This window comes from Hyphomicrobiales bacterium (assembly GCA_039989895.1).
Classification (GTDB): domain Bacteria; phylum Pseudomonadota; class Alphaproteobacteria; order Rhizobiales; family JACESI01; genus JACESI01.
In genome coordinates this window covers 77,122-96,627 of sequence record JBDXGY010000006.1, presented here as the reverse complement: position 1 = coordinate 96,627, position 19,506 = coordinate 77,122, and the positions used below count along the sequence as shown (strand labels likewise).

The 19,506-nt window shown below is 45.5% G+C and carries 18 protein-coding genes; 8 read left to right on the top strand and 10 right to left on the bottom strand.

What is annotated here, in order from left to right:
* Positions 1-3: 3 nt before the first annotated feature.
* Positions 4-1,350 (bottom strand): polysaccharide biosynthesis C-terminal domain-containing protein, encoded by a 1,347-nt coding sequence (locus tag ABJ081_07015; GenBank protein ID MEP6356414.1) that lies wholly within the window; start codon positions 1,348-1,350, stop codon positions 4-6.
* A 1-nt stretch (position 1,351) separates the two neighbouring features.
* Positions 1,352-2,869 carry a hypothetical protein gene (locus tag ABJ081_07010; GenBank protein MEP6356413.1) on the bottom strand — a complete coding sequence of 506 codons (1,518 nt, stop codon included), beginning with the start codon at positions 2,867-2,869 and terminating at the stop codon, positions 1,352-1,354.
* Positions 2,870-3,079: 210 nt separating this feature from the next.
* On the opposite strand from ABJ081_07010, the gene ABJ081_07005 reads away from it, so the two are divergent.
* From ABJ081_07005 to ABJ081_06990, 4 genes are all read left to right on the top strand, one after another.
* A complete protein-coding gene (locus ABJ081_07005; protein ID MEP6356412.1) occupies positions 3,080-5,428 on the top strand; it encodes a GumC family protein in 2,349 nt (782 codons plus the stop codon).
* A gap of 106 nt (positions 5,429-5,534) precedes the next feature.
* The gene (locus ABJ081_07000) at positions 5,535-6,338 is read left to right on the top strand and encodes a WecB/TagA/CpsF family glycosyltransferase (protein ID MEP6356411.1); all 804 of its coding nucleotides are present in this window, start codon (positions 5,535-5,537) and stop codon (positions 6,336-6,338) included.
* 8 nt (positions 6,339-6,346) lie between these two features.
* Positions 6,347-7,513, top strand: a complete 1,167-nt coding sequence (locus ABJ081_06995; GenBank protein ID MEP6356410.1) for a cellulase family glycosylhydrolase — start codon at positions 6,347-6,349, stop codon at positions 7,511-7,513.
* A gap of 2 nt (positions 7,514-7,515) precedes the next feature.
* Entirely contained in the window at positions 7,516-8,640 is a 1,125-nt protein-coding gene (locus tag ABJ081_06990) for a GNAT family N-acetyltransferase (GenBank protein MEP6356409.1), read from the top strand.
* Positions 8,641-8,683: 43 nt separating this feature from the next.
* Here the strand turns inward: ABJ081_06990 and ABJ081_06985 are convergent, their stop codons facing one another.
* A complete protein-coding gene (locus tag ABJ081_06985) occupies positions 8,684-9,622 on the bottom strand; it encodes a hypothetical protein (GenBank protein MEP6356408.1) in 939 nt (312 codons plus the stop codon).
* A gap of 299 nt (positions 9,623-9,921) precedes the next feature.
* Here ABJ081_06985 and ABJ081_06980 point away from each other — a divergent pair, with 299 nt between their 5' ends.
* Entirely contained in the window at positions 9,922-10,512 is a 591-nt protein-coding gene (locus ABJ081_06980; protein MEP6356407.1) for a DUF6101 family protein, read from the top strand.
* A 21-nt stretch (positions 10,513-10,533) separates the two neighbouring features.
* Here ABJ081_06980 and ubiA read toward each other — a convergent pair whose 3' ends face one another.
* Positions 10,534-11,463: a 4-hydroxybenzoate octaprenyltransferase gene (gene ubiA / locus ABJ081_06975; GenBank protein MEP6356406.1), complete on the bottom strand. Its 930-nt coding sequence runs from the start codon at positions 11,461-11,463 to the stop codon at positions 10,534-10,536.
* A 166-nt stretch (positions 11,464-11,629) separates the two neighbouring features.
* On the opposite strand from ubiA, the gene purD reads away from it, so the two are divergent.
* Positions 11,630-12,892, top strand: coding sequence for a phosphoribosylamine--glycine ligase (gene purD / locus ABJ081_06970; GenBank protein MEP6356405.1), 1,263 nt, complete (start codon positions 11,630-11,632; stop codon positions 12,890-12,892).
* A gap of 15 nt (positions 12,893-12,907) precedes the next feature.
* Here the strand turns inward: purD and ABJ081_06965 are convergent, their stop codons facing one another.
* Positions 12,908-13,153 carry a bacteriocin gene (locus tag ABJ081_06965; protein MEP6356404.1) on the bottom strand — a complete coding sequence of 82 codons (246 nt, stop codon included), beginning with the start codon at positions 13,151-13,153 and terminating at the stop codon, positions 12,908-12,910.
* Between the two features lie 165 nt (positions 13,154-13,318).
* On the opposite strand from ABJ081_06965, the gene mutL reads away from it, so the two are divergent.
* Positions 13,319-15,142, top strand: a complete 1,824-nt coding sequence (gene mutL, locus ABJ081_06960) for a DNA mismatch repair endonuclease MutL (GenBank protein MEP6356403.1) — start codon at positions 13,319-13,321, stop codon at positions 15,140-15,142.
* 9 nt (positions 15,143-15,151) lie between these two features.
* Positions 15,152-15,370: a DUF2093 domain-containing protein gene (locus tag ABJ081_06955; protein ID MEP6356402.1), complete on the top strand. Its 219-nt coding sequence runs from the start codon at positions 15,152-15,154 to the stop codon at positions 15,368-15,370.
* Here the strand turns inward: ABJ081_06955 and lpxK are convergent.
* Genes lpxK through ABJ081_06930 form a run of 5 tightly spaced genes read right to left on the bottom strand, consistent with a single transcriptional unit; the run spans position 15,367 to position 19,458 of the window.
* The gene (lpxK, locus tag ABJ081_06950; protein ID MEP6356401.1) at positions 15,367-16,368 is read right to left on the bottom strand and encodes a tetraacyldisaccharide 4'-kinase; all 1,002 of its coding nucleotides are present in this window, start codon (positions 16,366-16,368) and stop codon (positions 15,367-15,369) included. The two genes, ABJ081_06955 and lpxK, sit on opposite strands and share 4 nt — an antisense overlap.
* Entirely contained in the window at positions 16,365-17,675 is a 1,311-nt protein-coding gene (locus ABJ081_06945) for a 3-deoxy-D-manno-octulosonic acid transferase (protein ID MEP6356400.1), read from the bottom strand. The genes lpxK and ABJ081_06945 overlap by 4 nt, the downstream gene beginning before the upstream one ends.
* 3 nt (positions 17,676-17,678) lie before the next feature.
* Complete coding sequence (locus ABJ081_06940; GenBank protein ID MEP6356399.1) at positions 17,679-18,377, bottom strand: lysophospholipid acyltransferase family protein; 699 nt, start codon at positions 18,375-18,377, stop codon at positions 17,679-17,681.
* A 36-nt stretch (positions 18,378-18,413) separates the two neighbouring features.
* Entirely contained in the window at positions 18,414-18,653 is a 240-nt protein-coding gene (locus tag ABJ081_06935) for a DUF4170 domain-containing protein (GenBank protein MEP6356398.1), read from the bottom strand.
* 25 nt (positions 18,654-18,678) lie between these two features.
* A complete protein-coding gene (locus ABJ081_06930) occupies positions 18,679-19,458 on the bottom strand; it encodes a 3'(2'),5'-bisphosphate nucleotidase CysQ (GenBank protein ID MEP6356397.1) in 780 nt (259 codons plus the stop codon).
* Between the last annotated feature and the right edge of the window lie 48 nt (positions 19,459-19,506).

Genomic DNA, 19,506 nt, shown 5'->3' with positions numbered 1-19,506 from the left:
CGCCTAGGCCTCAGACGGTTTTGTTGCCGGCACTGAAGAGCGATAAACCAATCGAGCAATCGATGGATCATGTCCTGTCAGCCATTTTGTTGTCATTGATACAAAGATAGCAATGAAAATCAGTGATATGGCATTTGCAAAGGCAGCCCCATAAATATCGAAATAGGGAATCAAGATGAAAAAGCCGACAATACGGATGAGAACGCTCGCCGCCATCACCTTGAGATATCCGCTTTCATGGCCGGTCAACATGAGCATCTGTGTTGCGGCCCCTGTTGCAGCAAGACTTGCTGTACCAATGCAAAGGATCATCAGCACACCATAGTACTCAGAAAAACTTTCGCTGAACAAAGACATTAGAAAACCGCCAGCCACAGCAAAGAATAACAATCCCCCTACGACCGCAAGCACCATCATCATAGCCATGGTTTTTAAAAGGTTCGCCAGATCACCATGTTTTTCTCGATAAAAAAGATCGGGGATATGCTTTGAACCGTACATGTTAAAAGCATCTGCGACTGTCAAAAATATATTAGCTAATCTAGTTGCCACAAAATAAATGCCAGCAGCCATGGGGCTTAACAAAAAACCGATGAGAACAACTTCCAAATATTGATTGGACGATTCTAACATCGTCACGACCCAAAGCTTAAAAGAGGTCGGCATCCAGTTTTTCAAATCATATTTTGCTCGCCCTTTGAACGCACCAAATGGCTCTTGTTTCAATTTTTTTAGCATAGCGATAACTTGAATAGTCAGCACAAGAACAAAGCCCAAGCCATAGATAATAAAAATTGTTTCCAATGATGTGGAGAGGCTGAAAATAAGAAGAGTAAAAAGGAACAAATTAGTCGGCACTAGCGCGATTATATCTCGCTGCCCATCAGCGGTAAAAACCCCAACAATGGCGCGTGCAAGATGGGAAGAGAACATGACCAGCGTAAGAATGAAAACATAAAACCCAGCAGCATAACCAACAAGCATGCTCGCAGTAAAATTCAAATAGATGGCAAAACCAATAGCGCTTATCAAACCACCTACAAAACAAATTGCTGCGCCAAAAATGATGCCTCCTTTTAAGAGCCCATATTCTTTTTGGGCGCCATATTGGTTCCATAGCCTTATGACCAGCATTTCCTGACCAAAAGCCGCAAAAACCGCCAACATCGATGCCAAACTAAAGATAATGCTGAAACGACCAAACATTTCATCGCCAAGAACACGCGCGGCAAACAAAAAAAGAAGAAACGAAGAAATAGCAGAAAAGGCCTTTATGCCGACCGATGACATAATACCGCGGATGATCCCATTTTTTAGGATCTCAATAAGTTGAGAGTTGATTCCATGCATCTTAACGAAAAGCACCTGTTCTGATGGCCGCACCCAAGATCATTCCATTCAATGCCATGATAAGCCCAAAGCCTGATGGTGAGAATAAAGCTTCTTCTTGAAAAATTCCGTTAACGAGAATCGTTATTAATGCAAAACCTGCAACGATGTGCAGAGAATTTTTTGTGCTCGCACCAAGACATACTGTCTTCCATGATATCCAAATACATGTTCCGATATAAACGAAAGCCCCAATACCCATTTGAAACATCATCACGCCCACAGCGCTTTCAATCGCAATCGGGGTTCGCCCAGCAGCCTGATATTCTGACCAGTCAAGGGTGGAGAAATTAGTCGAAAGGTTGCCTCCCGCTCCCAGCCCATGCCCAATCGGATTACCAAGGAAATTATAAACACCCCCCATAAACCCGAGCACATGGAAGTCACCAATAGCAAGACCAATAAAGATGCCAACTGCAATATATATAAGCAGAACGACAGACAAAACACTGAAGCCAAACTTGGCCCCAAAAACACGGGCGATCATCCACGTTAAACCCACAAGTATCAGCAGGATTATAGCGCCTTTTGCATTAGCGAATAATAATAGCGGCACCAACAAAATCGCGAGAACAAAGGAACCTCGGTATAAGGCAAATATGAAGAAAAACGCCAATCCATACGCATAGCTGATTGCATGAAAACTTGGCCCCAAAAGGCGGGTAATAGTGATTTTAAGCCCATCGAGCAAAGGGGTATTGAACAAATCCACGGTAATTGAATCAAGAAACCCAAGTGATACAATGCCACGTTCCGCCGCATCCTTGTCCCACTGGCCAGAATTACGTTGTGCGGTTGTGGTTAAATCCCAAAATGTCTGCCCATTGGTCCATACCATCCATTCATCGCGGTAGAAAAACTCTATGTACCCCAAAATTACCAAAATAAATCCTATGATTGTCAATGCATAGGAAAGTTTAAGCGGATAAAGCGCGAAAAAAATCAGCCCCAATTGAAAAAACATAAAAGCGGATGCGGTACTTCTCAACGAGATGATCGAACCGAGAGGATTTTGGACAAAACCTATCACAAAATAAACCCCGATGAGTGCAAAGACCATAGTTGTAATCTTCATCATCTGGTCAAGGGACGCTATTTTTCCTCGTTCACGGAAAAAATAGCTCAAAAAAGCAACACTCCATGCAGAACACAAAATGATAAAACTATAACCACGCGCAATATTTAAATCTGATAGATTGATTAAATGCGGTGAAATGATCGAAACAAAAAAGTTTTGGAAAAGAGCGGCAAATATGACCGCGATCATCGCGACACCCGGCATCCAGTTTGCAAGCGCTACTGTGAAGACAAAAGCAATCAGAATGGCAAAAATCGGATGCAGAGGATGAGCTGAAACTGAGAGAGCGATAAGCAGCGCAGAAAAAGCCACGGCGCAAAATGATAAGAGTAGCCTATCGCCCACATTAACAAATGCGAACGATTGTGCGGGGCTGTCTTTTTGCTCAAATCCCTGAGCCATTTGATACCCTTAATTTGTATTCTGCAAAAATATTAAAGCTCAACACACTTATAGCGTGTAATCAGAATGACCAATACATATAAATATCTTACGGTTAATCCCTTGAAATTTTATATTTTATAAAAATTTATTTCATTTCTATTTACCTTATTAAAACCTGCGCCAAATACTATATTGTAATAAGCTTGATAATCTTGAGGTGAATGACACATGGCTGAATGGGATAGCCCATTGATTGCGGAGCATAATAGTGCAACTGCAAGCCGTGATAGCAGGGCGAACAATCAAGCAGTTAACAAACCAAGACAGCGCAACGAAGATGGTCTCTTAGACCCCCTCGCCTTCGTCCGGTTTATTTTTGGTAATCTGGGAAAAATTATCCTGCTCACGCTTTTGCTGACAATTATCAGCATCGGGCTTTTTCAGTTGATTCCATTTCCTTATACAGCAAAAGCAATCATTCTGGTCGACCCGCGGGAAAAAGGCATTAAAGTTTCTGAACAAGTGGTCACCAACATTGATGGGGATGCTGCTGTTTTGGCGAGTATCGTGGAACTCGTTCAATCTGATGGCTTCTTGCGCCCACTGCTTGAACCCTTAAATGTGGCAAGCGATCCACAATTTGAAAAAGCATCAAAATTTGCAAATGCAGGCGATAATCGACAACTCTTGGAAGCCTTTAGAAAAGGTCTATCAGTCTTGCGGATTGGAGCAACTTATGTGGTTGAAGTTAAATACACATCATCCGATGCTCAAAAATCTGCAACCTATGCAAACGGGGTTGCTAAAGCCTTTATTAAAGCCCAATCAACCTCGCAGATAGTTGCCACGACAAATGCCGCTAATTCCTTGTCAGGACGCTTGTCTGACCTGCGCGATTCATTGCAAAAATCAGAAAAAGCCGTAGCAGACTTTCGTACTAAAAATAACATCGTCAATGTTGATGCGGCCAGCACGCTTAAGCAGCGCGCACTGGTCGAGCTCAGTCAACAGGTTGCCCAAGCTAAATCGCAAACCGAAATCTGGCGCGCCCAACACGACCAAGTGCTCAACAGTAATGGCAACATCTTCAATACACTAGGTGATCAAGCCGAGAACCAGCAATTGCAGGCTCTCGGGCAACAGCGTAATCTGATCAACCAAAATCTTGCAGAGTTAAACCTAATATTTGGCGCACGCCATCCGCGCATTGCAGCCGAACAAAGCAAACTAACCTCGCTTGATCAGCAAATAACACTTGAACGTCAACGGCTTGTCGCTCTCAGCAAGCGGCGACTTGATGCGGCTGTCGCGACAGAAACCGCCCTCCAAAATGATCTCAACAAGCTAAGAGACGAAGTGGCTGGCACCGAAACCGCACTCGTTACACTTGGCGAACTTGAGCGCGAAGCAACGGCCAATCGCGAGATATACCAAAACTTTCTCTCGCGGTTCAAATCAACCGATCAACAACAAGGCTTTCAAAATCAGCAAGCAAGATTGGTATCCGAGGCGACAGCCCCTTTAAGCACAAACAGACCCAGTATGGTTTTGGCTTCTGGTATCATCAGCCTGGTGAGTTTTATTCTGTCCACTATGATAATTTTTTTACGCGCTGCAATGTCTGGCGAAAAACCAGCCTTTCAACAGACCAGTGTTGCAAGGACACAACCATCTTACACGCAGCATGATGAGCCAGAGAGCCACACACCAGTGGTCCCGCCTTACCAGCCGCCGCAGCAACTTGATTTCAGACCACCCCCTCCTGTCCTCACTGCGCCAGTGGCCAACAAAAGCGAGGCACCTGATTATGTGAGCCGAGATGCTCATATCACTCCTAACCGAAATACGGTCATTAAGCCTTTAGACAATTATACTTTTAAACCGCCAAAGCACATTAAGAGTACTGTGGCTGCCCAAAGCACTATGGCCGCAGAGAATATTGTGGCTGCTGAGCATATTATGAGTACCAAACATGCCGAGCCGATTGCAGGATTAACACATATACCTCGCTCAAACCTGAGAAGCGAATTTGATCTTGAGTTAGCTCTCGCTAATCAACTCACGGAGGTGCCGGCATTATTGCCTGACCTAAACAGCACGCAGCAGAATGGTTATGGAACCGTCATCTTGGTGAGTTCATGGTTTCCACGTGAAGGTAAGACGCTGATCTCTCAATCAATCGCAACGCTGGCTGCAACCAACCATTTTGATTCCATACTTGTCAAAACACCAACCAATTCTGAAGTTGAATCTCAGCGTGGGCTTTCGTCCTCCAGCATGTATCGGCCCTATTCTGTCTTAGACCCGGTTGCGGAGAGTAAAAGGAATCTTCCCGTTGATTTTAAATCTTTCTCTGCTCTTGAAGCCATTATAGAGGAATGCCGTAAGACTTTTGGGCTTATCATCCTAGATGCATCTCATGTTTCAAATGAGACGCACTTCAGTCGACTTTCAGCAGCCAGCGATAAAACACTGATTATTCTCGATCGGCCTGATGAAAACAAGATTGGCATTATTGCAGAAAGAACGATTCAATCTGACTTCAAAGACGTCAAGATTGTACTTAATAATTTGTAGTAAGTTTTTGTAATTTTGTATTTACTATGACTAACGAGATGATTTTACATCTGACTCCGTAAGAGTTTATCTTAAACTCATCCAATTAAATCTGGGCGAACGACAGATGGCACATAATCATAGCTTGAAAATGAGTAAACCGACTGAAGATGATATGATCAACTGGCCGATCCGTATGCTTGGCGGCATGGCAATTACAGTTGCTTCACGTCAGCAAACAGCTAATGGTTTTATTGAATTCGCAAAAGAACATCGTAAGTCTGGCAAGCTCCCCTTTTATTCAACATCTTCTAATGGTCAAGTCATGGCCATGTGTTATGATAATGCTGATTTAGAAGCAGAATTTGCTAAAGCAGATCAGATATCACCAGACGGTATGCCGATGGTATTTGCCTCAAAAATCTTACCAGGCACTTCACTTCCTGAACGTGTGGCAACCACCGATTTATTTCACGATGTAGCCAAGCTTGCTTCAGAAAATAATGTCAGCTTCTTTCTGCTTGGTGCCGATGAAAATGCGAACGCAGCCACCTTTGATAATGTCAAACGGATGTACCCAAATCTGAATATCGTTGGTCGGCGCAATGGATATTTTTCACATGACGAAGAGCCGGATATTATTGCTCATATTAACGAATTAAAACCCGATATATTGTGGGTTAGCATGGGGGTTCCCCGTGAGCAGTATTTTATCTCTCGCAACATAGATTCTTTGACCAATGTGGGTGTTATTAAAACATCTGGAGGTCTGTTTGATTTCTTATCATTACGACGTTCACGTGCACCAAATCTGATGCAATCTTTGGGACTTGAATGGGCTTATCGTGCCATACTTGAACCTAAGCGTCTGGGAATTAGATATGCTCTGACGAACCCCAAGGCTTTAAAGCTACTTTTGACCCGCTCTTGAGCTATGCAATGAGAACAGAAACCATTACAGCTATATTTTTGATGGTGTGTTTCGTTCTTTTTGGTATCTCAGCCAAAGCAAGCCCAACCGATAGCGCCAATCAATGCCCTCTTAAAGAGCGCTATATAGATTTTCCAAACCCTGACCTACTTGAGCGCGTGGCACGTGGCTTCAATCTACCCAATTGGGATGCTTCTAATCAGCGCAATCAGCTAGTCAAAGCAACGCTGATTGATTTGAGGAAGCGTGGTTTAAGCCATATTCGTTTACCCGTTTTCAGCCCTGCTTTTATGGGTAATGACTTGGGCTCTCCTGAAGCGCAGGCATATATGAACAATATGAGCGCTTACACCAAAGAGTTGGTCGATATCGGCTATCTCGTGTCCATAGATATTCATCCAAGCAAAGAATTCAATGATGCCTATCGAATAGCACCTGACGCCACATTGGACAGGTTGATGAGAATATGGAAAGCACTGTCTGTGCATCTTGCTCAATTCAAACCACAAGACGTGTTGGTCGAAATTTTGAATGAACCAGATACCGATGCGCGCACTTGGCAAAAACACAGCGCACTCCTTGCAAAGCATATCCGTGAATTATTGCCTCACCATACAATCGTGCTTAGCCCCTCAGGCCCGCAACGCCATGAGGCCCTGTTTCCGATCACGCCAGTCGATGATCCCAATACTCTCTACGCCATTCATTTTTATGACCCCTTCATCTTCACGCATCAAGGGGCCCCATGGCTTCCAGAAAATGAACCAATACGCCAATACAAAAAGCTAAGTTTTCCGATGGATTTTAACAATCCAAGCACGCAAGCCCTTTATGGTGAGTTGATCGCCACCGGCCAAGTTGCTGCCGCTAACAAGCTTAAAGAACAGCTTTTTAAACCTTGGGGATTCGAAGATATCGACAGCATTTTTGATAGATTGCAGCAATGGTCAGATAAACACAACCGCCCCATCATCATAAATGAATTCGGTGTTCTATCTCACCACGCCCCTAGAATTTCTCGCCTTTTATGGTTAAAAACCATTGTCGAGCGCGCAGAAGAACATTGCATGGCATGGACACATTGGGACTATTCCGATGGTTTTGGGTTTGTTGACCCTGTGACCCAAAGACCCGACCAAGCCATTTTGAAAATGTTTTTAAGGGAGAGCCCGTGACAATGACCTCACCATCTCACTCAAAAAAACCACATACTTTGGCGCCTGAAATTCGTGTTGTCAGTCAGTTCGATTTTATGTCTGATGATTATAAAGAGTTATTCAAACAATCGAATGCGACCATTTTTCAAAGCCCGTTTTGGTTAGACTGTTTGTATCGCACCTTACCCGATGCTTTGAACGCAGAAGCTGTCATTGTCACAGTTAGCGATACAAAAACGGGGCAATTGTTAATGATCCTGCCATTTGTGCGTCAAACTAAATTTGGCACCAAAATCATGCAACCGGCAGACCTTGGAATCACCGATTACAACACCATTATCGCTTTGCCGGATGTCCTTGTTCAATTAGAAAATCAAGAAGGATTTGACGCACAATTAAAACAGGCGCTCACTCCTTTTGACATTCTACTTTTTCGCAAACAACGGCCTGAAAGCTTTGATATTTCAAAGCTCCTAAGTGGCATGTCGCGCTCTGCTAACCAGAACTCTGCCTTTGAGATGGAAATGGTGGCACCTTTTGAAGAATGGCAGCGCGACACATTATCTAAGTCAAGCCGCAAAGGTTTGGCCCGTAAGCGGCGTAATTTCGACAAAGAGATTGGCGAACTGACATTCAAGGCTCTCACTGATGCGGAAGAAATCAAACAGGCGTTTGTTTTTCTACGTGATGAACGCGGCAAACGCTATCCGGATGACCTTTTAAGCAAGCCTGCTTATTTCGACTTCTATCTTGATGTCGCCATCAATCAGGCAAAAAGTGGTAAGGCCGTCACCTATGTTGGTGAAGCCAATGGTCAATTGATTACCGCAGAATTCGGCCTTTATGATGAAGGACGCCATATCATGCTTTTAGGCGCCTATTCATCGAATGAAATATACAGAAAATATTCGCCTGGGCTTCAATCTATCATGGACATGATGCGCACTCGCAAAGAGCAAAATATCCAGTTCTTTGATTTCTCAATCGGTGATGAAGACTATAAAGAGTCTTTTGGCGCAACCTACGTCCCGCTCTACAATATGATTTTAACAAACGGCATCAAAGGCCTGCTTGCGGCTTATATTTATCGTGATAATGCCTTTATCAAAAAGCTCATAAAAAAACTGTCACCCAACGTTCATTAGGTGACAGTCTTTTTTTAATCGCTCTCTTATACGCTCTAGAGCTTTAGGCTGCTATTTCGTAAGGGTCTATATCAACTAGGCCTTGATCCGCTCTTGGATCCACGCGGAAGTCGATTGTGTGTTTGAATTCACGCGCCTTGGCTATTTTTATTTTTTTCCATAGAAGACACGCTGCTGCCTTTGGATAAACGTGGAAACCTTCAGGCCTTTGCGAGAAATTTTGCAAACCTAATGTGCGGCGCATTACACCGTTGCCATAGTTGACAACATATGAGTTCCAGATTTCACGTGTCCAGTGCTCCGTTGTCACAGAGATATTCAAACAGTCCTGATTCTCCACTCGGTGCGGAGCATAAAGCGGCCAATGGACCATCTGACCTGGCTCAAGGTCATAAACCTCGGCATAATCATCAAACCATGTTTCATAAGGCACTTCTTCTTCCGTCTCACGCAACAACACTTTTTCTATTGAATCGTCTGAGATGAAAGCATCTGTCGCGGGATAAACATAAACACGTTTTTTACCTGAAATCTGCCACAGACTCTGGCCTTGAATATCCGCGTGGTAATAAACTTGGATTTTTGGCGAAGAGATCAGAAGCGTCATATTACGTTTAAACGTCTTAAACGCTGGCATATAGTCAATAAGCTCGCCGAATATCTTATCTAGAACAACTTGATATTGAGGGTCGCGGTCCATGATGCGGTGAATATTCATCCACATACGGCCTTTACGTATAGCCTCAATCACCTCTAGGCCGGATAGATCGCCTATTTCGCCGTTACGCCATTCTTTGACTTCTTTATCGTAGCCCATTGTTGCAACAATATAATCTTCTTTGTTGCAGCGCTCTATAAGCTTGCCAATAGCTTCTTCCGTGAACAAGCCTGAATCAGCAAGTCTATGATTAAGAAGAATTGTATTCTTATCATATAACTTTTTATGTTTCGCTTCAAAGCCAGGTAAAAACCGATCACTCATTTCATATGCCCTTTAGATTTACTCATATTACTCTAGTTAAATGACAATATAATTTGCTATCTAACTATACTCTAAAATAAAATTTGAATCCTTGTTTATTCAAAACAAAGTAAACAAATGCGGCACAAAATTAAACTGACCTGTAAATATGAATACCAAATCCTAAACATCGGATTCACTAACCGATAACCTTGGAATCAAGCTATATTTCCTTAACCAATCTCTTTAAACCTATCTGGATGCGTGACGTGTAAGTTCACTCTCAAAGGATCAAAAAAACAGATCCATGGGGAAATACAATGCGTCAAACAGAGATGGCGGGAGCCACGGTCCAGAATGACTGGATTATAAGCCCGCAAGAAAATTTTAGACTGAACCCTGCTAAGCAGCATCAAGTGATGCGTACACAGGTTAAAGGGTCCGCGCTTGTTGGTGAGACAGAGTTTGAAATCAGCGATGGTATCGTTGTTGAAGGGAAACTTAACTGCGGTCTGACCACACGTGTTGCTTGCAAAGCATCCTCTTATCGTGGTGTCGCTGCCAAGCTTAGCCTTTCAGATGACGACCAAATTGTTGCAGAGCTTATATTGTTACATTCTGATGCGTCATTAAATATGCCATTGGCCCGGTCCAATAATATGGATGAATTGGCCGCAGACTGGCAAATGTGGGGGCGACGCTTCAATCTCGCTCTTATCTTAATTGAACCAGATGGTGTTGAGCAGATGGTATCAAACCGTCTTGGCTCATTGGATGTTAAAGATGCGAAGGCCCGCCGCCCAAGTGTCTTCTTTAGATCACGCCGACCACGGTTTTTAACAAAGCGCAAAGCTGGTCGCGTTGATGCGTCCAACCGTATTGCTGGGCGTGAAATTATCGCGCGCACATAAAAGTCTTGGATCTAAATAGCTTTAGAAAAAGACATCCAGCGTTAATCCGGCAAATAAAATCAAGCCGTAATCACGGTTTGAGCGGAACATCATCAGGCATTCGTCTGTGTTATTAATGTCTAGTTTAGCGACTTGATAGACCATATGCCCTGCGCCAATTGCAAGGCCCGCATAAGACAAAATACCAGCATCGCTTAAGAAAAAACTCAAACCAAACAGTGCCGTTGCACCAGAGTAAAAAGCAAATAACCAAGGCTTGGTATTGTCACCGAATAGTCGTGCTGTTGATTTAACGCCAGCTAAAACATCGTCTTCGCGGTCTTGGTGGGCATAGATTGTATCATACCCCACAGTCCATAAAATCGCACCTAGATAAAGTACGAGAGGGGCCGCACTTATTTCGCCAAAATGAGCTGCCCAGCCCATCAGCGCACCCCATGAAAAAGCAAATCCAAGCGCCACCTGTGGCCAATTTGTGATGCGTTTCATAAAGGGATAGATGGCAACGAAAGCAAGCGATCCAAAACCAAGAAAAATCGCGAATGCATTAAATTGCAACAAGACGAAAAGCCCGATTAGACTCAAAAATACAACGAATATAATAGCCTTTGATATGCTGACCCGACCACTAGCGATAGGGCGTGAGGCTGTGCGGACAACAGCCTTATCAATATCGCGATCAACAATATCATTATAGGTGCACCCTGCCCCTCGCATGACCACAGCACCAATAACAAACAATAAAATATGTTTCAGGTTCAAGCTTCCATCACCCGATGCAACAGCCGCCAAGGCTGTGGACCACCAGCATGGCAAGAGCAACAGCCACCATCCAATGGGACGATCAAAGCGAGCAAGCTGCCCAAAGGGCCGCGCAGAATCTGGCAACAAGGTGTCGACCCAATGCCCTTTTACTGCATCCCTGACACGATTGTCTCCATTATCTTTCATTCATAAATACCTAATCAGAACCGGCTAAAATCACTCTTTAAGCCTTTGTGCGCGTTTGATCCAATCACAAATCTCCGAAAACTCTTAGTAACCCATTGATCTGCATTGGCAGCACCTAAAGTGCCATGGTAGCGATAAGCGACCCTTTTGATAAAGAAGTAAATCCATGAATGTTCTCCTCCTCGGCTCTGGTGGCCGCGAACATGCCCTCGCTTGGGCTATATCAAACTCAGCTCAGATCGAAACGCTTTATGCCGCGCCTGGCAATGCTGGTATTGCCGAATGTGCAACAATTATAGAACTCAATATGGCCGACCACGCTGCCGTAATTGCTTTTTGCAAGCATAATGCGATTGATCTGGTTGTTGTTGGCCCTGAAGCGCCGCTTGTTGTTGGCATTGTTGATGATTTGAATGCAGCAGGCATCCGCGCTTTTGGCCCGACAAAACTTGCGGCTCAACTTGAAGGGTCAAAAGGCTTCACCAAAGATATATGCGCAAACTACAATATTCCCACAGCTGCCTATGGCCGGTTTAAAGACCCTGAAACTGCCAAAAACTATATTAGGGAACAAGGCGCGCCAATCGTCGTGAAGGCCGATGGCCTTGCCGCCGGTAAGGGTGTCATCATGGCTATGACACTGGATGAGGCGCTTCATGCCATTGATGATTGTTTTGGCGGCAGCTTTGGCGAAGCCGGTCATGAGGTTGTGGTTGAAGAATTTATGGAAGGCGAAGAGGCTAGTTTCTTTGCCCTGTGTGATGGACAAAACACGCTAGCGCTTGCCAGTGCGCAAGACCATAAGCGGGTGGGTGACGGTGATGTCGGCTTAAACACTGGCGGCATGGGAGCTTATTCGCCTGCCCCGGTAATGTCTGAGGCCATGAATGATGAGGTAATGACCAAAATCATCGAGCCAACCGTACGCGCAATGAGCGATATGGGGCATCCCTATAAAGGAGTTTTGTTCGCCGGTTTAATGATTACAGAAGATGGCCCCAAACTGATCGAACATAATTGCCGGTTTGGCGATCCAGAATGTCAGGTTTTAATGATGCGATTAAAGGACGATATTTTAACGCTGCTCAATGCAACCGTTGACGGTCTTTTGGATAAAGTCACAGCGCGTTGGTTTGATGAAACCGCACTTAGTGTTGTGCTCGCCTCCAAAGGCTATCCCGGCTCTTATGATAAAAATACACCGATTGATCTTCAAAATGCGCAAGATGCAGAGAACGTAGAAATATTTCATGCCGGAACCGCCATGAAAAACGGCGAGCTTGTTGCCACAGGTGGACGGGTTTTAAACGTTACAGCCATGGGCACGAGTGTCAAAGAAGCGCAACGGCGTGCCTATAAGGCCGTTGATAAAATCGACTGGCCAAATGGCTTTTGCCGACGTGACATCGGCTGGCGTGCTATTGATTGATGGGCTTTGATTTCATTAGCGACGACGCTTTTTGTTTTGCTCAAATATAGCACCGGATGTCGCGCCTGCCGCACCACCGATGAGTGCGCCCGCTGCTAATGGGCCACCAGCTAGGATTGCAACGCCAGTACCCGTAGCAGCACCAATCGCGCCGCCTTTTGCGACTGTTCTCTCTGTGCGTGTCAAATTACAAGCGCTCACTGATACAGCTAGAACAGTAATCACACCCAATTTGGTAAAAATTGATACATATTTGGTCATAAGTTTCCTCATTAGTTTTGTTATCCCTGCCAAGCTGGTAAATTAAATGCATACGAAGAGATTCATACGCACGGGCAATCTTATGGTGTTCGTGCGCAACGAATTGGGCTGCGGGATGTCAACTTTATGGCGCCTCAAGCACGATTTGTTAAAAAGCGGAACATAATGACAAACGCTGTACAACGATTAGACAATGCCATGATCAACCGGATCGCTGCCGGTGAAGTGATTGAGCGCCCCGCTAGCGTCGTGAAAGAGCTTGTTGAAAATGCTATTGATGCGGGCGCTCAAAATATCGAAGTGGTGACCGCTGGCGGTGGCAAAAATCTGATCCGTGTCAGCGATGATGGCGCTGGCATGAGCGATGAGGACCTTCGCCTTGCCGTTGAACGCCACTGCACCTCTAAACTAACAGATGACCTGCTTGATATTCGCACACTCGGTTTTCGCGGTGAGGCGCTTCCCTCCATTGGAGCCGTATCGCGGCTATCAATCGCCACCCGTCAATCAGATGCTGATACCGGCTTTGTAATCAATGTAGCCGATGGTGAGATAGATGGCCCTGCTCCCTCAGCATGGGCAAAAGGCACGCGCGTTGAAGTATCAGACCTCTTCTTTTCAGTACCAGCACGGCTTAAATTTTTAAAAACCGACCGCGCAGAAGCAAATGCCGTAACCGATGTCGTGCGCCGCATGGCAATCGCTAATCCCAATGTCGGCGTCACCCTTGCCGGTAGCGACCGAAAGGAGACACATTTTCCACCCGCAAAGGATGAAGACTTAAGCGCCGCACAAGCAGAGCGCCTGAGACAGATTTTAGGACAAGAGTTTATTGATAATTCAATTGTCATCTGCGAGGAGCGCGAAGGTGTCCAGCTTTCTGGCTTTATTAGTATTCCCACCTTTGATCGCGCTAATAGTCTTCATCAATTTCTCACAATCAATGGCCGCCCTGTGCGTGATCCATTGCTCCTATCTGCATTACGCGGGGGGTATTCCGATACACTAACGCGTGGGCGCTATCCTGTGGTCGCTCTTTTTATTGATCTCGACCCCGCGCATGTGGATGTGAATGTGCACCCCGCTAAAACCGATGTTCGGTTCCGTGATCCAGGCCTTGTGCGGGGCTTACTGGTGGGGGCAATCAAACGAGCGCTCATTGGGGCTGGACTGCGACCAGATAGCAGCAGTACAGAAGCCGTACTTGATGCGTTTCGACGCCAAAATGCCCCCCCACCTCGTTACGACTATCCATCCGAGCGTCCTATTAATGCACAGTGGGATGCACAAGACTCTCCATCACGCCCCATCGATGGATTCAATGATGCGCCTCAAACTGCATTCGATAGCATGGAAACACCTTCTGGTCGCGCAGAGGCAATCAATGAAAATGATCTCACCCTTACCCAGCACCCGCTAGGTGCGGCGCGAGCTCAACTTCACGAAAACTATATCGTTGCCCAAAGCGATGACGGTCTCGTTCTGATCGATCAACATGCCGCACATGAACGGCTTGTTTATGAGCGAATGAAAAATAACCTTGACCAGAATGGCATCGCACGACAAATTCTGCTCATACCCGATATCGTTGATTTGCCAGAAGAAGACGTCAACAATATCAGCGCGCGAGTTGATGAACTCGCAGAGGTTGGCCTCATTGTTGATGCCTTTGGACCGGGAGCGATTGCTGTTCGAGAAACACCTGCCCTTCTTGGCGAAGTAGACGCTGGTGCTTTGATACGTGATCTGGCTGATGAGCTGGCAGAATGGGACAAAACAACCCTGATCCGCGACAAACTAAACGCCATCGCATCACGCATGGCCTGTCATGGGTCAGTGCGATCAGGCCGTCGCCTTAACGCAGACGAAATGAATGCCCTCTTGCGCGAAATGGAAAAAACACCTAATTCAGGACAATGTAATCACGGACGACCAACATTTATCACTCTTTCATTAAATGAGATTGAAAAACTTTTTGACCGGCGTTAAAAATTAGATATGAACCGTTTTAATATACCAACCTCCGGCGGCGAGGCTCGCATAAAATACGATCACGCAGACTTTCATGTCCTGTCATCTGGCACCTTTGTACGCTGCGCTGTTACCAATCAGGTCATCCCCGTGGACGATTTGAAATATTGGAACGTCGAACGTCAGGAAGCCTATGTGGATGTGGATGCATCCCTCAAACGGCATCTTGAAACACTCAAGGGCTAAGACATAAGCGCTGATAACTGCGCGTCGATATCACCACTTTCCTCAAAGACGACATCAACTTCAAAAACCTGAGCCACATCAGCCAAACGAGCGAGTGCGCCAGTCGATCCTTTCAAGCGGATAGCATCTTTGGATGTTGTCACAAGATCCACTTTCATTTTTTCTGCCATTTCAAGCAGGTGTTCGGCTTCTTGTTCCGTGAAAAAATGATGATCTGGAAAACCGATTTCTTCAACCAGTTCAACGCCGCTGGTTCGCAGGGATTGAAAAAATTTCGGCGGATGGCCGATGCCTGAAAAAGCGATTGCTTTTGCTGGCAATTCATTGCTGAGCACGGGCAATAATCTCGCCAAATTTACCGGCTTACCAAGTTGTTTGAACTGATCAATAAGCCGTGCCGTGCTTGCAGCCACAGGCGCACTGCCTTTAATAACAACAAGACAATCCGCATAAGCAATCTGGGTTGATAATCGCGCGCGCAGCGGCCCTGCAGGGATAACGTAGCCATTACCTAAACCACGCGCACTGTCCACCACAAGCATAGAAGACGCTGGTTTTATCTTCGCACTTTGAAACCCATCATCCATCAAAATGACATCCGCAGTCAGATTTGAAACTATGAAGTCCACACCGGCGACACGGTCAGCTGCGATTACTGTTGGTGCATATTGGCATAATAATAACGGCTCATCACCGACCGATTTTGCGCTGTTAGTGTCACCATCAACCAGATGGGGTCCGCTCAATGTCCCCCCATACCCGCGCGTCAGGAAAACCGGCTTCTTGCCCTCTTTTATCAAACGCTTGCACAACGCGATGGCCAGCGGTGTTTTACCCGCACCTCCAACAACAAAATTGCCAATACATAAAATGGGAATTTTTGATATTTTTCCCTTACCAAAAGGCCGATCAGCGACAAGCGCATAAATGAAAGAGACAGGAGAAAGAAGAGAGCTTAGCACTCCTCTTGCACGCCACCAGAAGGCTGGCGCGCTCATCTATTTTCCGCCAAGCGTTCGGTGATAATAAGCGGATTAAGATAAGGCATAAGGGCTTTATTCGTGCGTTCCAAAGCGCCACTAAATTCACTCAACGAAGATTTTGCAGCCACTGTTATGCGTTCGATTTCTTCTGAGTTTTTTAGCAAAGCTGCAACACCGCGCACGAGTTCCTCACTGTTGTGGACGCACAAGCAACCACCTTGCTTGGAAAAAACATCATAAATATTGGAAAAATTCGCAACATTTGGCCCATGGATGATAGCAGAACCAAGACGTGCAGGCTCGATTGGATTTTGACCTCCATGCGGCACTAAAGATCCCCCGATCAGACTACATGGTGCCAATCGGTAAAACAGGCCCAATTCACCAATTGTATCAGCTATGTAAATATCTTCGTCCGCGGCAGGTAATGCGCCAGTGCTACGCTGTCCAACTTTTAAATTCAAAGCGGTCAGCTCATTTGTTATTTTTTCCGCGCGATTGGGATGGCGTGGTGCAATGATCGTCAACAAATTGGGAAAGATGCGCTTCAACAAGATGTGTGCTTTAGCAACAATCAATTCTTCGCGGTCATGGGTGCTGGCAGCAAGCCAGACCGGGCGTTCGCCAATCGCTTCTTGAAGCTTTGCCAATTGGGCAACATCCACCTCTGGCAGATCAGAGTCGAATTTTAAATTTCCTGAATTGATAACCGAATGAATACCCAGTTCTTTAAAGCGCGCCGCGTCCTCTTTGGTTTGTGCAATTGACAGGCTAATATTTTCAAATAGCGCATTTGAGACCACATCAAATTGTTTCCATCGCTTAAATGAACGCGCCGACATACGGGCATTCACAAGCACTTGCGGGATATTCTGATGGCTGAGTTCCATTATCGTTGTTGGCCATAGTTCAGACTCAACAAAAATCGCCATTGACGGCTTCCAGTGTTTTAAAAAGCGCTTGAGAAAAGGCTTCAAGTCAAGAGGGGCATATTGATGGGTAGCGCCTTTAGGAAGCTCAATCTCGGCGATACGAGCTGCCGTCACGGTTACCGTTGTAAAGACGACCTCGAAGCGCATTTCAATAAAGTGTCTGATAAGCGGCAAGACTGCGCGGGTTTCCCCTAGACTGGCAGCATGCACCCAAATGCATATGCGGTTGCTGGTATTAACGGATGCAAATCCATAACGCTCCTTGATACGGTCGAGATCTTCTTTTCCCTTTGCTGCACGCCAACGTACAAAAGCACCAGCAAAGGGCATGGCAACATATCCAAACCCCCCATAAATATTCAGGGCTAGCCGCGAAACAAGATCAGACATTCTTCAATTACTTTCCCTGTTTCTTGTCACGCCGACAAGGCGCTGTGCTTCCACTGTTATGCGAAGCAATTCTTTCTCAAGTTTCTGCCTATAATCCTCTAAAGCGTTTTTGTCGGCTGCACAATCAACCCATAAAGGCTTACCTAATATGAATGCAGCCTTTGAAAACGGCAAATTGATGGCAGCTTTGTCCCAAGAATCAATAAACATGTTTTTGCTGGTAACATGAGAAACTGGATAAATCGGTCTGCCAGAAAATTTTGCCAACGCGATTACACCTTTACCAACCTTACGCGCTGGCCCATGCGGCACATTGGCCGTCATGCATGTGCTGATGCCGTTTTCGAGGGCGCTGAGAATTTCCAATGAACTTTGCACACCACCTTTCGATATGGTCCGTGCACGGTTACGGCCGCCAGAGCCACGAATTGTTTGAACGCCAAAAGATTCAAGGGCAGCCGCCTGTATTTCGCCATCGCGATTGCGGGATACAAGCGCACATAATGGCAAACGCCCAGCAACAACAGTTGGAATAAGAAACTGCTCGCCATGCCAGAAAGTGAAAATGGCAGGAAGGTTGCCCTCAACTTCGGCGAAATGAGGTTCCATACTGCCGGTCATACGGGAACTTAACGTGACAAATTTAAAATAATTTGCCAGCACTTTGCCTGTGAAACGTAGACCTTGTAGTGATTTTAGCATGTTTGCCATGCTTTCTATTATTGAATAACGAGTAGCTTATTCGTCATCTGGATCTAAAAGACGATGCATATGAACAATGAAATAGCGCATGTGAGCGTTATCCACGGTCCCCTGTGCTTTTTGCTTCCAAATTGCATAGGCTTTTTCATAATTTGGGTAGATACCAACGATATCAAGATCATCCAAATTTTTGAACGTATTGCTGGACAATTTCTCCAACTCACCACCAAAAACCATATGCAAGAGCTGTTTTTCATCTTTCGCATTATCAGTCATAGAGTATCTCCATCAATTAGCACAACTAGATAGCTGTTCTTTCTATCGCGTCTATCACAGCATTTTTCAAGGGTATTTTAACTGCTTCACCGCTCGCTAGAAGCCAATCATGCTGTGTGTTGAAGCGATTATAGACTGGCGGCGCGCCATCGAGGTCAGTAAAGGCACCGCCAGCCTCCCGCAAAATCAAATCTGCTGCAGCAACATCCCAGTCTTCCGCAGTTGGTCGTGCAATCGTTCCGGCCAATCCGCCATCAGCTACAAGTGCAATGCGATAGGCCAGAGAATGAATATGGCGTGACCGTGTCATTTGGGTCTGCAGACTATCCTGTATTGATTGAGCGATCCGCGCTGGAATGGCATATTCACCATCCGATAATGCTGGGCCTATTGCGGGAGAAATATCTTTTCCGTTGCATGTTGCCCCTCCGCCCAAGGTTGCAACATAAAGTTTATCCAACACTGGTCCATAGAGAACACCGACAATCGGCTTACCCTTTTCAACGATTGCAATTGAAACCATCCAATTTTCAGTGCCTTCAATGAACCCTCTGGTGCCGTCGATTGGATCAACAATAAAAACCCGATCTTTAGAAAGGCGGCCTTCATTGTCTTCTGTTTCTTCCGATAGCCATCCATAGTCAGGTCGCGCCGTAAGAAGTGTTTCTTGCAAATATTTATCAATCGCTATGTCAGCTTCTGATACTGGAGAACTATTACCTTTCGTCCACACATCAGGATTTTTTTTGAAATAACCCAGCCCAATATCACCCGCCGCGCGGGCGGCTTTAATAACTAGTTCCACATCGTTCAAGGTTTTGTCCTCCGGACAGGGGCAATACTTTTCATAAAA